The sequence below is a fragment of the Enterococcus sp. DIV1375a genome (genome assembly GCF_051712205.1).
Classification (GTDB): Bacteria; Bacillota; Bacilli; order Lactobacillales; family Enterococcaceae; genus Enterococcus; species Enterococcus faecalis.
In genome coordinates this window covers 1,383,151-1,398,464 of record NZ_JBIOOM010000001.1, presented here as the reverse complement: position 1 = coordinate 1,398,464, position 15,314 = coordinate 1,383,151, and the positions used below count along the sequence as shown (strand labels likewise).

Annotated in this window: 18 protein-coding genes and 1 pseudogene; 17 read left to right on the top strand and 2 right to left on the bottom strand. The window is 36.8% G+C overall.

The window, feature by feature from the left end; genetic code table 11:
• Positions 1 to 158 precede the first annotated feature (158 nt).
• From rnz to IGJ63_RS06805, 5 genes are all read left to right on the top strand, one after another.
• On the top strand, positions 159 to 1,100 hold the full coding sequence (rnz, locus tag IGJ63_RS06825; protein WP_002360200.1) for a ribonuclease Z: 942 nt from the start codon (positions 159 to 161) through the stop codon (positions 1,098 to 1,100).
• Positions 1,101 to 1,889, top strand: coding sequence for an SDR family NAD(P)-dependent oxidoreductase (locus tag IGJ63_RS06820; protein WP_104866624.1), 789 nt, complete (start codon positions 1,101 to 1,103; stop codon positions 1,887 to 1,889).
• A 16-nt stretch (positions 1,890 to 1,905) separates the two neighbouring features.
• Entirely contained in the window at positions 1,906 to 2,373 is a 468-nt protein-coding gene (locus IGJ63_RS06815; RefSeq protein ID WP_002357439.1) for a LapA family protein, read from the top strand.
• Positions 2,374 to 2,527: 154 nt separating this feature from the next.
• Entirely contained in the window at positions 2,528 to 4,840 is a 2,313-nt protein-coding gene (gene recJ / locus IGJ63_RS06810) for a single-stranded-DNA-specific exonuclease RecJ (protein WP_438746142.1), read from the top strand.
• 2 nt (positions 4,841 to 4,842) lie between these two features.
• Complete coding sequence (locus tag IGJ63_RS06805; RefSeq protein WP_002357441.1) at positions 4,843 to 5,355, top strand: adenine phosphoribosyltransferase; 513 nt, start codon at positions 4,843 to 4,845, stop codon at positions 5,353 to 5,355.
• Between the two features lie 105 nt (positions 5,356 to 5,460).
• On the opposite strand, the gene IGJ63_RS06800 is transcribed toward IGJ63_RS06805, so the two are convergent.
• The gene (locus tag IGJ63_RS06800) at positions 5,461 to 5,658 is read right to left on the bottom strand and encodes a hypothetical protein (RefSeq protein WP_002360203.1); all 198 of its coding nucleotides are present in this window, start codon (positions 5,656 to 5,658) and stop codon (positions 5,461 to 5,463) included.
• A 193-nt stretch (positions 5,659 to 5,851) separates the two neighbouring features.
• Positions 5,852 to 6,505, bottom strand: coding sequence for a PAQR family membrane homeostasis protein TrhA (gene trhA, locus IGJ63_RS06795; protein WP_002357443.1), 654 nt, complete (start codon positions 6,503 to 6,505; stop codon positions 5,852 to 5,854).
• Positions 6,506 to 6,636: 131 nt separating this feature from the next.
• Here trhA and IGJ63_RS06790 point away from each other — a divergent pair, with 131 nt between their 5' ends.
• The 12 genes and pseudogenes from IGJ63_RS06790 to IGJ63_RS06735 form a co-directional block, all read left to right on the top strand.
• Positions 6,637 to 7,479, top strand: a complete 843-nt coding sequence (locus IGJ63_RS06790; protein ID WP_002357444.1) for a DegV family protein — start codon at positions 6,637 to 6,639, stop codon at positions 7,477 to 7,479.
• A 103-nt stretch (positions 7,480 to 7,582) separates the two neighbouring features.
• Positions 7,583 to 8,482 (top strand): SGNH/GDSL hydrolase family protein, encoded by a 900-nt coding sequence (locus IGJ63_RS06785; protein ID WP_438746140.1) that lies wholly within the window; start codon positions 7,583 to 7,585, stop codon positions 8,480 to 8,482.
• Positions 8,475 to 9,128 (top strand): YpmS family protein, encoded by a 654-nt coding sequence (locus IGJ63_RS06780; RefSeq protein ID WP_002357446.1) that lies wholly within the window; start codon positions 8,475 to 8,477, stop codon positions 9,126 to 9,128. Before IGJ63_RS06785 ends, IGJ63_RS06780 begins: the two co-directional genes overlap by 8 nt.
• Before the next feature lie 16 nt (positions 9,129 to 9,144).
• Positions 9,145 to 9,660 (top strand): peptide-methionine (S)-S-oxide reductase MsrA, encoded by a 516-nt coding sequence (gene msrA, locus IGJ63_RS06775; RefSeq protein WP_002398324.1) that lies wholly within the window; start codon positions 9,145 to 9,147, stop codon positions 9,658 to 9,660.
• A gap of 5 nt (positions 9,661 to 9,665) precedes the next feature.
• Positions 9,666 to 9,884, top strand: coding sequence for a YozE family protein (locus IGJ63_RS06770; protein ID WP_002357449.1), 219 nt, complete (start codon positions 9,666 to 9,668; stop codon positions 9,882 to 9,884).
• A gap of 87 nt (positions 9,885 to 9,971) precedes the next feature.
• A complete protein-coding gene (locus IGJ63_RS06765; RefSeq protein ID WP_002369330.1) occupies positions 9,972 to 11,414 on the top strand; it encodes a S41 family peptidase in 1,443 nt (480 codons plus the stop codon).
• Positions 11,415 to 11,431: 17 nt separating this feature from the next.
• Positions 11,432 to 11,986, top strand: coding sequence for a signal peptidase I (lepB, locus tag IGJ63_RS06760; protein ID WP_002382369.1), 555 nt, complete (start codon positions 11,432 to 11,434; stop codon positions 11,984 to 11,986).
• Between the two features lie 114 nt (positions 11,987 to 12,100).
• Positions 12,101 to 12,550, top strand: a complete 450-nt coding sequence (locus IGJ63_RS06755) for a hypothetical protein (protein WP_002357452.1) — start codon at positions 12,101 to 12,103, stop codon at positions 12,548 to 12,550.
• Between the two features lie 148 nt (positions 12,551 to 12,698).
• Positions 12,699 to 13,067, top strand: a complete 369-nt coding sequence (locus tag IGJ63_RS06750; protein WP_002357453.1) for a GntR family transcriptional regulator — start codon at positions 12,699 to 12,701, stop codon at positions 13,065 to 13,067.
• Positions 13,064 to 13,918, top strand: coding sequence for an ATP-binding cassette domain-containing protein (locus tag IGJ63_RS06745; protein ID WP_002366745.1), 855 nt, complete (start codon positions 13,064 to 13,066; stop codon positions 13,916 to 13,918). The genes IGJ63_RS06750 and IGJ63_RS06745 overlap by 4 nt, the downstream gene beginning before the upstream one ends.
• A 1-nt stretch (position 13,919) precedes the next feature.
• Entirely contained in the window at positions 13,920 to 14,651 is a 732-nt protein-coding gene (locus IGJ63_RS06740) for a hypothetical protein (RefSeq protein ID WP_002369334.1), read from the top strand.
• 192 nt (positions 14,652 to 14,843) lie between these two features.
• Positions 14,844 to 15,311 (top strand): annotated as a pseudogene (locus tag IGJ63_RS06735) (ABC transporter ATP-binding protein); the annotation flags it as partial.
• Positions 15,312 to 15,314 lie beyond the last annotated feature (3 nt).

The window sequence follows — 15,314 nt, the reverse complement described above, 5'->3', positions numbered from 1 at the left end:
CACGGTTTTTTATGGTAGTTTGCTAATTTTTTGTTATTTTATCGTAAAATACGGTAAACTAAGAAGAAAACTTTGAGAAAATAGATAAATTATTATTTGCTAAAGGAGCAAACTTCTTCTAAAATAAAAAGGAAGTTTAAAAGAAAGTATGGTAGCAGATGGAAATACAATTTTTAGGAACAGGCGCTGGTGTACCAGCAAAACATCGCAATGTCACAGGAATTGCGTTGAAATTATTAGATGAACGAAATGCAGTTTGGCTCTTCGATTGTGGGGAAGGGACTCAATTGCAAATTTTAAAAAGTAGTATTCGCCCAAGAAAAATTGAAAAGATTTTTATTACACATTTACATGGGGATCATATTTTTGGTTTACCTGGTTTGTTAAGTAGTCGTTCTTTTCAGGGCGGGACAGAACCTTTAGAAATCTATGGACCAGTTGGGATTGCTGACTTTGTCAAGACTTCTTTACGGGTCTCGCAATCGCGGTTGTCCTATCCACTGAAATTTATTGAATTAACGAAAGAAAATGACGTTATTTTTAAAGATAAACAATTCACTGTTCGCTGTAATATCTTGGACCATGGCATCACGAGCTTTGGCTATCGAATTGAGGAAGCAGCGCATGAAGGAGAATTACAAGTAGAGAAACTTCAAGCTTTAGGGATTCCTTCTGGGCCGTTGTATGGCAAACTCAAACGTGGTGAAACGATTGTTTTTGATGGACAGGAAATTAATGGACAAGCGTTTGTGGGAGAGCGTAAACCTGGACGAATCGTGACGATTTTAGGAGACACTCGCAAAACCAAAAATAGCGTAACCTTAGCACGACGAGCGGATGTTTTAGTCCATGAAAGTACGTTTAATAAACACGAAGCAAAAATGGCAAAAGCCTACTTCCACTCAACCAGTCAACAAGCAGCTGAAGTTGCAAAAGAAGCGCAAGTAAAACAACTTATCTTAACGCATATTAGTGCCCGTTATTTAACCAAAGAGGCCTATCAGCTTCAAGAAGAAGCCCAAGAAATTTTCCCCAATACAAAAATCGTAAAAGATATGGATATCATTGAGATTCCATTTGCCAATGAAGGAGGAGCTTAGATGGATTTAACAAATAAAGTCGTTGTCGTAACTGGAGGTTCAGCTGGTTTAGGTGAACAAATTTGTTATGAAGCAGCTAAACAAGGGGCAGTCGTCGTTGTCTGCGCCCGCAGAATTAATTTGATTGGTAAAGTTCGCGAGCAGTGTGCCACTTTAAGCGGACGAGAAGCATTTTCTTATCAATTAGATATTGCCGATCCAGAAAGTGTTGAACGTGTGGTTGAAGCTATTTCAGTAGAAGTTGGTCCTATAGATGTTTTAGTCAACAATGCTGGTTTTGGCTTGTTTGAAAATTTTGTTGAAATTGACTTGGCTGTTGCACGCCAAATGTTTGATGTCAACGTTCTAGGAATGATGACGTTTACTCAAAAAGTAGCTATTAAAATGATTGAAGCTGGGCAAGGACATATTATCAACGTTGCTTCAATGGCTGGGAAGATGGCTACAGCTAAATCAACCGTTTATTCTGCAACGAAATTTGCTGTGTTAGGTTTTTCAAATGCTTTACGTTTAGAATTGAAACCGTTGGGTGTAGCAGTAACGACTGTCAATCCAGGACCAATCCAAACAGAATTCTTTGATAAAGCGGACCCGACAGGCACTTATCTAGCTGCGGTGGATAAAATTGTTTTGGACCCTACGAAATTAGCGAAAGAAGTGGTTGGGAGTATGGGGACTTCTCGACGTGAGATTAATCGTCCGTTTGTCATGGAAGCAGCTGCCCGCTTTTATACATTGTTTCCACATTTAGGAGATTTCATAGCGGGAAATATTTTAAATAAAAAATAAAGGAGTCGATCAAGTCATGAAAAATCAATGGCGTGTTATTTTGGGCCTTGTGTTGGTCTTAATTGTTGTTATTTTTGCTGTTTTAAATAATCAAGCTGTTCCAGTAAACTTTGGTTTTACTAAAATTAGTGGACCGTTAATCTTAATTATTTTAGGTTCTGCAATTATTGGCGCACTAGTTGGGTTACTAACCTCCACAACCACCATTTGGAACCAACGTAAGGAATTAAAAGCTGTACAAAAAGAGTTGGATATTTATAAAAATGATATGGATAAATTAGTCAAAGAAGAAACGGAAAAAGTTCAACGTTCTTTTGATAATCAATTGGCTGATTTGCAAGCCAAACAAGCGGCAGCACCACAAGTCGCAGAACCAGTGGTCAACGAACAAACATCAAACACAGAAGTAGACGCAACGCCTGTGTCAGGTAGTCGTATTGATCGTTATGTGAAACCTCGTGTAAATGAAGAGGAACAAAAATAAGGAAGAGACTTTATCGCTAAGTTTCTTTTAAAATAAAACTGTGATATCTGCTATTTATCTAACAGATATCACAGTTTTTTTCTCTGATTTAAAAAAATGCTTTCTTTAGTTTTTGGAAAAATTTTGCTATAATTACTTGGTTAGGAGTGACGTCGTGAAAAAATCAAACTATCAATGGCAGTTACAGACAAAGACAGAATTACCTGTAGAATTTATAGAACAATTAAAAAAAGAACAAATTAATCCATTAATTGGCCAACTTTTATGGCACCGCAATATCCGGACAGAAGAAGCATTACGTAAGTTTCTACATCCGACTATCGAAGATATTTATGATCCGTTCTTAATGCATGATATGGAGAAAGCGGTAGCCCGCATCCAGCAAGCCGTCGAAGCGGGTGAACAAATCCTTGTCTATGGGGATTATGATGCAGATGGCATCACTAGTACCACGGTTATGAAAGAAGCAATCGAATTAGTCGGTGGCATGGTTCAGTACTTTCTACCGAATCGTTTTGTTCATGGATATGGGCCTAATAAAGACGTATTTGCTGAACAAATTGAACAAGGAGTCCAATTAATTGTAACCGTTGATAATGGTGTAGCTGGACATGAAGCAATTAACTACGCTATGGCTCAAGGGGTAGATGTAATCGTTACTGACCATCATGAATTGCCTGAACAATTACCAGAAGCCTATGCGATTGTCCACCCTAGACATCCGCAAGGAGACTATCCTTTTGGAGATTTAGCTGGTGTTGGCGTGGCTTTCAAAGTCGCTACTGCGTTACTTGGTGAATTGCCAATTGAGTTATTAGATTTGGTAGCAATTGGGACAATTGCTGACTTGGTTTCATTAACCGATGAAAATAGAACGTTTGTCAAAATGGGCCTTCAAATGATTCAAACTGGTGATCGAATTGGTTTAGACGTTTTACTACAAGAAGCGGGTGTGAAAAAGGAAGCTGTTTCAGAAGAATCAATTGGCTTTACCATCGGACCTCGTTTAAATGCGTTAGGTCGATTAGGGGAAGCCGCACCAGGTGTTGAATTAATGACTACATTTGATGAAGAGCAAGCGCTGGAAATCGCTAAATATATTGATCAACAAAACAATGAACGAAAAGACATTGTAACGACGATTGCCAAAGAAGCCCTGGATTTAATCGACCCGAATGCGCCGGTCCATATTTTAGCGAAACAAGGCTGGCATGAAGGCGTCTTAGGGATTGTCGCGGGCCGCATTATGCAAGAAACGGGGAAACCAACCATTATTTTAGCAATAGATGAATCTGGTACGACCGCTAAAGGCTCTGGACGTAGCATTAGCGCATTGAATCTCTATGAGGCGTTGAACGAAGTGCGTGAGCAATTCACTCATTTTGGTGGGCATCATATGGCAGCGGGAATGACTTTACCTGTTGAAAATATTCCTTTTGTTCAAGAACATTTGGCACACTTTATTGAAAAAAATCAAATTGATATGGCTAATGGACAAGAGTTGCTCATTAGTGAGAGCTTAGCGGTTTCGCAGGCAACGACTGCTTTTATTGATCAATTGCGTATTTTGGCGCCTTTTGGGACTGATAATACTGTGCCAACTTTTGTATTTAAGGAAATCACGCCTACGCAAATTCGGCAAATTGGTGCAGATAATGCACATCTGAAATTTCAAATGAATCAAGAAGGGGCACAATTGGATGCAATTGCTTTTCAAATGGGGCCTCAAGCGGATGAACTAGCACAAGGAACCGCCGATGTGGCAGGCCAACTTTCCATCAATGAATGGAATGGTCGTAAGAAACCACAATTAATGGTGACTGATTTTGCTGTATCGGGAAGACAATTATTTGATTTTCGTGGCAAAAATAATCAAACGAAACCAATTCCTTCAGAAGCAACAGCTTATCTTTTGTTTGATGAAAAAAATCAAAAATTCATTTCAGATCCAACCGCTAATATTATTGTTTGGTCAAACCAAGAAGAATTGGTGGAAGCTGTTTCTCAAAATCAAATCGAACAACTGGTTTTTGTCGACTGTCCTGTGGAAGCAATCACGGTTAAAGAAATTGTTGAAGCGACTGAGATACAACGTATATACATGATGTTTATTTCACCAGAAGAAGCTTATTTAAACGGTATGGCTTCACGTGAACAATTTGCAACATTGTATAAATTTATTTTGCAGCAAAAAGAAGTAAATCTACGTTCCCAGCTATCGAAGGTGGTAAATTACTTAAATATCCAAGAAAAATTATTAATTTTCATGATACAGGTGTTTTTTGACTTAGGATTTGTTACAATAGAAAGCGGTGTTTTAAACAGTATTGAGAAACCCGACAATCGACCATTGACTGAAAGTCAAGTGTACCAACAACGATTGAAAAAAATAAAAACAGAAGAATTTCTACTTTACAGTGATTGTCAAACAATACAACAATGGCTGTGGAATGAGGAGGACAAATAAAAATGGATTTAAGAGATTACATTGCAAGCATTCCAGATTATCCTGAGAAAGGGATCGTGTTCCGTGACATTTCTCCATTAATGGCTAATGGGGATGCATACCGTGAAGCAACGAAACAAATCGTGGATTACGCGAAAGAAAAAAGAATTGATATGGTTGTAGGACCGGAAGCTCGTGGCTTTATTGTCGGCTGTCCAGTGGCTTATGAACTAGGGGTTGGCTTTGCTCCGGTTCGTAAAAAAGGAAAACTTCCTCGTGAAACCATCGAAGTGACTTATGACTTAGAATATGGTTCAGATACATTAACGTTGCACAAAGATGCCATCACACCAGGCCAACGTGTTTTGATTTGTGATGACTTGCTAGCAACTGGTGGTACAATTAAAGCAACCATCGAATTAGTCGAACAATTAGGTGGTATTGTGGTTGGTTGTGCGTTCCTAATTGAATTAATGGATTTACATGGCCGCGATAAAATTGATGGCTACGATATTGTTACCTTAATGGAATACTAATCTAATTTAATTAGAAAGAGCGAAGGATTTAATCCTTCGCTCTTTCTTTGACATATTTATAAAAACGGAGCGTAGCTTGGGGGGAACACACCGTTTTATTATTTATTAAGGGAACTTACGATAAACGTATCTTGCTTGCTGTTGTTTACGTGTACGTGTATAACGCTTCTCATCCCATGACATAAACCAAAGAATAAATAACGGCGTCACGATCATAAAAGCAAGACGTAATCCTAATGTTCCCAAAAAAATACCTATAACCAATACAAAAAATAAAAATCCAACACGACGAATTGCTTCCATGTGTATCACCTCTTCATTTGATTCGAACGAGTGTTCGTATTGTTATTATACGAATGTATGTTCGTTTTGTAAAGTCTTTTCTACTAATTTATGTTAAAATAATTCGAAAAGAAGAATATTCCTTTATAATAAAGAGATTTAGGGCAATAAAAGAACACGATGCTTTGAGCATCGTGTTCTTATTGTGCTGTGATTACGTATAAAAGAGAACAGAAAAATACATGAGGATCGCTGCAAGCATGACGAACAAGTGCCAAACTACATGCATAAACCGCACATTTTTCAATGAATAGAAGGCTGCACCTAATGTGTAAGACACACCCCCTGCGACCAATAACGCTGTTCCTGTAAACCCAAGAGATTCATATAACGGACGAGCAGCGATGATACAGAGCCAACCTAAAACAATATAAATAATCGTTGAAATGTTTTTCACTGTTTCTTGTTTATGCAACGTGAGGGATTTATAGACAATACCGACGATGGCGATTAACCAAACTAAACTGAATAAAGTCCAACCTAACCAGCCGCCAATACTAATTAAGCAAAATGGCGTATAACTACCAGCAATCAATAAGAAAATAGAACTATGATCGAAGACCTGAAAGACCTTTTTGGCTCTTGTAAAAATTAAACTATGAAATAACGTTGAAGATAAAAAAAGTAGAATCAACATGGAGCCATAAATAGCATAAGATACCACGTGAATCGGTGAGCCTAAACGAGCTCCTTTAACAAGTAAAATGACTAAGCCAGCAATACTTAAACCTGCGCCTATGCCATGTGTAACTGCATTTAAGACTTCGTTCACGATTAGGTATTTTTTTGAGAAATGCGTTTTTTCCAATAAATTCACTTCCTTTATTTTAATTTGATGAAAAATTCGGCAGTGTCTGTTATACTATAACTAGATAATTAACCGTTTAATGGTATTCTACCATGAAAACAGGTTCCTTTTAAAGAAAGAGTGATAAATTTATGACAAACGTTAAAATCGTAACGGATTCTTCATGTACGATGGAAAAAAGTCTTAGAGATGAATTAAATATCCATATGATGCCCTTATCAATTATGGTTGATGGCGTTGTTTATCCAGATGATGATCATTTGCCAGGCGAAAAATTTATGGACATGATGGCTAATGCGAAGGCCTTACCCAAAACCAGTCAACCACCAATTGGTGAATTTGTAGAATTATATGATCGCTTAGGTGAAGATGGCAGTGAAGTAATTTCGATTCACATGACAAAAGGCTTAAGTGGAACGGTTGAAGCGGCCCGTCAAGCTAGTAACTTATCATCAAGTAAAGTAACGGTGATTGATAGCGATTTTACAGACCAAGGTTTGTCTTTCCAAGTCATTCAAGCAGCAAAATTGGCACAAGCGGGAGCGGGCGTTCCAGAAATTTTAGCTGAAATTGAACGCGTCAAACAAAATACTAAATTATACATTGGCATTTCAACATTAGATAATTTGGTTAAAGGTGGACGAATCAGCCGTACAACAGGATTATTATCAAACATTTTTAATATGAAAGTTGTCATGGACTTTGAAAATACGGAATTGATTCCTGTAGCGAAAGGCCGAGGCGTTAAAACGTTTAATAAATGGTTTGACGAATTGAAATCAGAATTAAGTAAGATTCCAAATGTTCGACAAATTGGCATTTCTCATGCGGATGGGCTAGAACTAGCAAATGGATTCAAAGAAGGATTACAAGCAATCTTTAAAGACATGGATATTCCCGTATTACATACGAATCCAGTCATTGCAACACATACAGGAAAAAATGCCTTTGCTATTATGTACTATACAGACTAAGAAATAACGAGGTTGGGTCTCACTCTTAAATGAGTAGACGCAACCTCTTTCTAACAAGAAAAGGAAAATTTCTTGTTGGTTTATTTAAAAGGAAGTGACGAAGATGAAAAAACAAACACAGCATATTTTGCTGACCGTCTTAACACCTATCCTCATTGCGCTAGGTGTTTTTACATTGTTAAGTGTGGCCATCCCCAAAGCAAAGCCACTATTAAAGCAAGAGAAAGTGGCCACAACTGCTCAAAAAAATCAAAAAGAAGTCATTTATTATACAGCTATCGGTGATTCTTTAACTGAAGGAATTGGCGATTTGACGAATAGTGGAGGTTTTGTTCCTATTGTGGCAGATGATTTAAAAGAACACTACAACTTGAACGGTGTTCAAACAGACAATTTTGGGAAAAATGGGGATCGTAGTGACCAAATTTTAAAACGAATCAAAGAAAAACCTGAAATTCAAAAGGGCCTTGCCTCTGCGGACGTGATTACGCTAACGGTTGGTGGAAATGACTTAATGAAAGTAATTAGTAGTAATATTTTCGACTTGAAAGTCAGCTCGTTCAATCGTCCACAAAAAGCCTATCAACGCCGAGTAAGACGACTACTTGAAGAAATCCGAGAGTACAACGAGAAGGCCCCTATTTATGTCTTAGGAATTTACAATCCCTTCTACTTAAACTTTTCCGAAATTACAGAAATGCAAGAAATCGTTGATAACTGGAATCAAGCAACCGAAGAAATGGTTCAAGAGCAAAAACGAGCCTATTTCATTCCTATCAATGATTTACTCTATAAAGGTCGTGGCGATGAAGTTGGCGTAACTGGTGATGACTCAGAAACTACAGGAAGTAGTGCTAGCAAAGAGGATTTAAACAATTTGTTATATGAAGAAGATCGCTTCCATCCGAATAATCTTGGCTACCAAATTATGGCCGGAGCTGTCCGGGATGAAATGGTCAAGACAGAGAAAGAATGGATAACCAAATCAGAAGGTAGTGAATAAAATGAATGAAGAAAAGCCAAAAACAAGTAAATCAATTAAAAAGACACAACCAACCAATCTTAAACGAAATCCCTGGAAAATCGCTTTTCTTGTTCTAGTGGGTTTAGTCATTGGTAGTGTAGCTTTCGTGACATTTCGAGCAACACAAGTTCGCGAACCAGATTTAAAGAAAATACCAGCAATTGTTGAAAAAGAAGGCGAGCCAGTGGTCACCATTCAGTCAAAAAAACAACAAGTGAACAAACTGATTGACTTTTATTTAGCCGACTTTCAAAAAGGTTCGGAGATCAAATATAAATTTTATTTAGAAAATGATGCTTTATTAAATGGAACATTTCAGGTGTTAGGGCATGACATTCCTTTTTACTTATATTTTGATCCTTACGTGATGGCGAATGGTAATGTACAATTAAAAGCAAAAAGTTTGTCTATAGGAACGTTAGGCTTGCCAATTAAAGAAGTATTGAAATTTGCTAAACGTTCTTACAAACTACCTAAATGGGTTGAAATCAATCCAGATGATCAAACTGTTTTATTACGTTTAGATCAGTTTAGAATGCAAAATGGTCTATTTGTTCGAGCAGAAAAGATTAATTTAGTTGACGATGACATTCGGATGAATATATACTTGCCAAAAGAGAAATAAAAAAGGAGTGTTAGAGATGGAAGAAAAAGCAATTTTTGCAGGCGGCTGTTTCTGGTGTATGGTGCAGCCTTTTGATACACAACCAGGAATTATCTCAGTTGTTTCGGGTTATACAGGTGGGCACGTGCCTAATCCAACATATGAACAGGTTCTAACACACACAACAGGCCATACGGAAGCAGTAGAAATCACTTTTGATCCAGCGATTATTTCTTACGAACAATTAGTGGAGATTTATTGGCAACAAACGGATCCTACTGATGCTTTCGGTCAGTTTCAAGACCGCGGCGATAATTATCGGCCAGTTATTTTTTATCGTTCTCAAGAACAAAAAGAAACTGCTGAGAAAAGTAAAGAACGTCTAGCTAATAGCGGCCGTTTTACAGAACCAATTGTTACCACCATCGAACCAGCAGCACCATTTTATCCTGCTGAAGAATACCATCAAGACTTTTATAAAAAAGACGCTTTGCGTTATGGATTGTCCCATCAACGTAGAAGTGAATTTATCGAAGAAAAATGGAGTGACTAATTTACATGAGACGAAGCTTTTACCATTACTTAATGACATTAAAAGGTCCGGCTAAAGATCCTGAAACTGATTTTGCCAATGAAGCGGCCAAAGATATTCAGTTTCCAAAACAAACCGAGGATTATCATGAACTTTCTTCTTATTTAGAAATGAATGCTGACTATTTAAGCAACATGGACATCTTTGATGAGTTATGGGAAAAGTACCTTGAAAACAATAAATAAATCCAGAGGAAAAGCAAACAAAGCTTTTCCTCTTTTTTCATTCATGTTATAGTAAACAAAAGTAGTGACGAATTTGTTAGAAATGAGATGAAATCTATGAAGAACAAACGAACTGTTCCTTTTTATCAATATATTATTTCGCTCCTCTGTGTCGCATTTTTAGCTGGAGGAAGTAGTTATATTTATTTTGATCATCGTGTTAAAAAGATGAGTCAAGAAGGGGCAATTACCAATGCTGATTTAAGCAAAGTGCAGGATTTATATAATGAAATTAGTACCAATTATGTAGGTGAAGTAGATAAAAATGAATTAGTTGAAGGCGCCTTAAAAGGCATGTCTGAAGCCATTGGAGACCCATACTCAACTTATCTAAATGAATCTGCTGCCAATGATTTAAACGAAAGCTTATCTGGTGATTTTGAAGGAATTGGTGCCACTATGACAATGAAAGATGGCGAACCAGTTGTAGCAGAGGCCCCTGTAGCAGATTCCCCAGCTGAAAAAGCGGGAATCAAAGAAGGCGATATTATTGAAAAGGTTGATGGTACAGCTACAAAAGGGATGAAACTAGCAGAAGTCGTCTCAAAAGTCCGAGGTAAAAAAGGAACTTCCGTTGAATTGACTATCCAAAGAGAGGGAGAAACTAAAAATATCTCAATCAAACGTGGGAAAATTCCCGTTAAAACAGTGACTGGTGAGTTAGACAAAAATGATGCACAAATTGGCTCGATTAAAATTACGTCCTTTGGTAAAAAAACATATCAAGAATTGAAAGAAACAATCACGAATTTACGTGACAAAGGAGCTAAATCCTTTGTAATTGATGTACGCCAAAATCCTGGTGGACTGCTAGATCAAGCAGAGCGAATGGCCAGTATGTTTTTAAAAAATGGCGAAACAATTGTTCAATTTGAAGACAAAAAAGGACGTACGATGAAAGAAGTTGCTTCCAAAGAATTAGACGGCGGCTTTAAAGTAAAAGAACCTGTTGCAGTTATCATTGATGGCAATAGTGCCAGTGCATCCGAAATTTTTGCTGCAGCACTGCATGAATCTGCGAATGTCCCATTAATTGGAACGAAAACATTTGGCAAAGGAACGGTCCAAACGGTGAAAGATTTAAATGACCAAACCGAAATAAAATTGACTGTTTTAAAATGGTTAACACCAAAAGGCGAATGGATCAACGAAAAAGGAATTGAACCAACCATCAAAGCTGATTACCCCGAGTATGCCTATTTAAAATTGATTCCTCGCGATAAAACGCTAAAAGAAGGAGATCAATCTGAAGATATTCAGAACTTAAATGCTATTTTAGCTGTATTAGCGTATCCTGTTGATGAAAACAATGCAAACTACACCGCAGAAACAAAAGCAGCGGTTAGCGATCTTCAACAGAAAAATGGCTTGCCTGTAACTGGAGAAATCGACAATGAAACAGCCACAAAAATTGAAGCCACTTTAGGTAAATTAATTCTTGAAAATGACGCTGCTTACGATACAGCAGTCAAAGAAATTCAAAAAAACTAGAAAAAGGTGGCACGAAGTTGAAGAAGAAACGTGATTATGTTGGGTATTTAATGTACTTTCTGAAAATTTTAGTACCAGCAATCGTAGCCGTTTTTATTTTAAGAGGATTTTTCCTGATTCCTGTTCGGGTGGATGGCCATTCTATGCAAAAAACCTTGAATCAAGGAGATATGATTGTGATGGAAAAATTCTCCGCCATTAAACGGTTTGATGTGGTGGTCTTTAAAACAGACACAGGATCGATTCTGATTAAACGTGTGATTGGTTTACCAGGAGAAGCTGTGCGTTACGAAAACGATCAATTATATGTCAATAATCAGCCAATCGCTGAACCGTATTTAACTAAAAACAGAAAAAAAGATCATGAAACGATGCCTTACACTACGAATTTTGATTCAAAAGAATTGTTAATGCAAGAAAAATTACCTAAAGATAGCTATTTTGTGCTTGGTGATAATCGCCGTATGTCCAAAGACAGCCGTTCTTTTGGTGCAATACATGCAGATCAAATCTTAGGGAAAGCACAATTTGTTTATTACCCACTCACTCATATGAAGATCATTCCTAAATAAGTAAGACCACTAGTTCGTTTATTTAAATAACGACTAGTGGTCTTTTCTAATCTGAAAAATTGTTCTCTTAGCTGAAAAATGTTAAGGTTAAAGTAATGATAGATGTAGGAGGTCATGCAAATGATTAGAAAAACAATTTTAGCAAGTTCTATCTTAGGCGTTGGGTTGCTAATTGGTGCATGTGGGAATCAAACCCAAACTCAAATGAATTCAACTAATACCAGTGAATCATCACAGCCTAAAGTAACCGAATCAAGTCGCAAGTCATCTGAAAGTGCGTCTAATAACGAAGGTGTATCAAGCGATTCTAGTAAATCCACAAGTTCCACTACAGAATCAGAAATCTTAAAAGGTCTGGCGGAAGAAAAAACGCTAAAAGAAAAAATCCCGTCCTTAAATCAAACAACGATTAAGAAAGTCACTGATAATGAGTATAAACGCATTCTTGTGATGGAAGAAAAGGCTACAGGAACGACCTATAAAAGTATTTTGATAAAAAAACAAAATCGCTTAAAAATTGTCAACGAAACAACCGATGAATTGTTATACAATGGAACCCTATAAGAACGAAACCATTCAATAAACTCAAAAGTATAGCCATTGTTTTCAAAGAAAAATTTCTTTGGAAACAATGGTTTTTTTATTGACAAAAGAATTTCTAGGATATATAGTTAGTTACATAAGTAGTTAACCGTTTAAGCGAGGTGTAAAAATGGAATTTAATTTTTCGGGGGAAAAGCCTTTATTTCAGCAAGTAGCCGATCAGATTGCCGAAGGAATTTTTAATGGCGCTTACTTAGAAGGCGAACAAATTCCCTCAACCACAGAAATATCAAAAAGTTATCAAATCAATCCAGCCACCGTTTTAAAAGGAATGAATTTATTAGTAGAACGACAGTTGATTGAAAAGAAACGGGGGATTGGCATGTTTGTTTTACCAGGCGCTCAAGAGAGAGTAAGAAGTGCACGGAAAGAAGAATTTTTAAATAAAGAAGTCTTAGAAGTTGTCGCAGAAGCTAAAAAATTAGGGATTACAGCTGAACAATTAAAACAACTAATTGAAAGAGGGTATGACGCATGAGTTTGCGGGTGGAATCAGTAAGTAAAAAATATCATCAAAAACAAGCACTAGATAATATTTCAATTACTTTTGAAAAAGAAACGATTTATGGGCTCTTAGGCAGAAACGGGGCTGGTAAAAGTACGTTATTAAATATCATAAATAATCGAAGTTTTGCCACTTCAGGTTCCGTTAAATTGGCGGGAGAAACAGTGACCGATAATGAGGCTGCTTTGACTCATATTTACTTAATGAGTGAAGATAATTTGTTTCCTCCTCAGTTAAAAATTAAAGATATTTTTAAAACGACTGAAGGTTTTTATGGATCCTTTGACTGGTCTTTAGCCGAACAAATGTTAAGCGATTTTGATTTAGATGGTAAAAAGACATTCAAAAAATTATCAACTGGTTATCGGAGTATTGCTAAACTAATAGTGGCGCTATCCGTCCCCTGTGAGTATATTTTTTTAGATGAGCCAGTCTTAGGTTTAGACGCCAATCATCGGGAATTATTTTATACTTATTTAATTGAGACATACCAAGAACGTCCCCGTACGTTTGTGATTTCTACCCATTTGATTGAAGAAATTGCGAATTTATTAGAAGATATTATCATCATTGATCAAGGAAAATTGATTCGCGCAGAATCTATTGAAACAATTTTGAAAAACGGTCGCATTGTTTCTGGGCCGAAAGAACAAGTAGAGCGCTATACTCAGTCATTGGAAATCTTAGGCATGGACACTTTAGGTGGAGCAGTTACGGCTTACGTGTACGGCGACTTGCCGACTGAAAAAGCAGAGGTTCAAATTGCGCCGCTAAATTTACAAACATATTTTGTACAATTAACCAATAGAAAGAAGGAAAAGTAAAATGAAATTTAAAACAGCTTTGCGGTATCGTGTTATTTATCAAGTCCGTTCCTTAGCAATTTATTTTGGCTTTTATGCTTTGTTCGGCATTCTTTTTCCTCTTATTGGGTTGCTCTTTTCTAACGACGTGAACACTGTCAGCTCTGATGCAGTAATTCCTTGTCTGGTTTTTATGGGGATACTATCATTTTTGGGGATGAACACAGATTTTAAACTGTTTATTCAAAACGGGCTTTCCCGCTGGACAATTTTTTTGGTGAATTTTGTAAGTAATGCTATTTTATCTTTGGTTGGATCCTTGGCTGTACTTGTACTGATTAAAGTATTTAGCGGCAATTTCATTTCTCATTTTCAATTATCAATGAAATTAATTGATGTCTATGCACAAGGAAACTTTTTCATGTCGTGGTTGCTCTTTTTTATCTTACTAATGCTTAGTGGCTCACTTGGCTTGTTAGCAGGTGTCTTTAATGATCGGATAGATGGCGTAAAAAAACTCATTGTTTTATTGCTGTTATTAATGATTCCTATTTTACTGGGCACGATTGCACAATTAGGGGGGGCACCAATGCGCCTGAGAATGCTCCACATCTTGCAAACAATGGTTGGTTATCAATCCACTGGTTTTACTGTCCTACCACTTCTTCTGACAATCAGTTGCTTTGTTGGTATTAATCTTGGCTTGGCCTATTTATTGAATAAACATCGTGAAATTAAACGCGTAAATGCATAACTAATTAATAAGAACATGTTCAATGAGGTGAATTTGGAACATGTTCTTATTGTTTTAATTGAGAGATACATCGGAAGTACCATGACAAAGGAAAGGGCTTCCGTCAAAATAGAAAGAGAAGAAAGGAGTATGAAAAGAGTAAAAAACTTTGTAAATAAGTAAACGACAAAGAATGAAAAATGGAGGGGTAACATGGCGGTAATTGAAGCAAAAAATATCAAAAAAAGTTATGGAAAGAACGAAACAAAATTTGACGCGTTAAAAGGTGTTGATTTAAAAGTTGAAAAAGGTGAATCTGTGGCCATAATTGGTAAAAGTGGCTCTGGGAAATCAACATTTATGCACATTTTGGCATTGTTAGATCAACCAACTTCAGGAGATATTTATTTAAATGGTAAAAATGTTACTAGTATTAGAAAGAAAGTGCTGAATAAAACGAGAAATGAAGAATTTGGTTTTGTTTTTCAACAATTCTTTATGAATGCCAAGGATACAGTTTTAAATAATGTTCTTTTACCATTAAAAATTGGTGGGATTTCCGGTAGCAAGAGGAAAAAGATGGCTTTAGATGCGTTAAAAGCAGTCGGTTTGGAAGATAAAGTTCAAAATAAAGCGAATAATTTATCTGGTGGCCAAAAACAACGGGTATGTATAGCGCGTTGG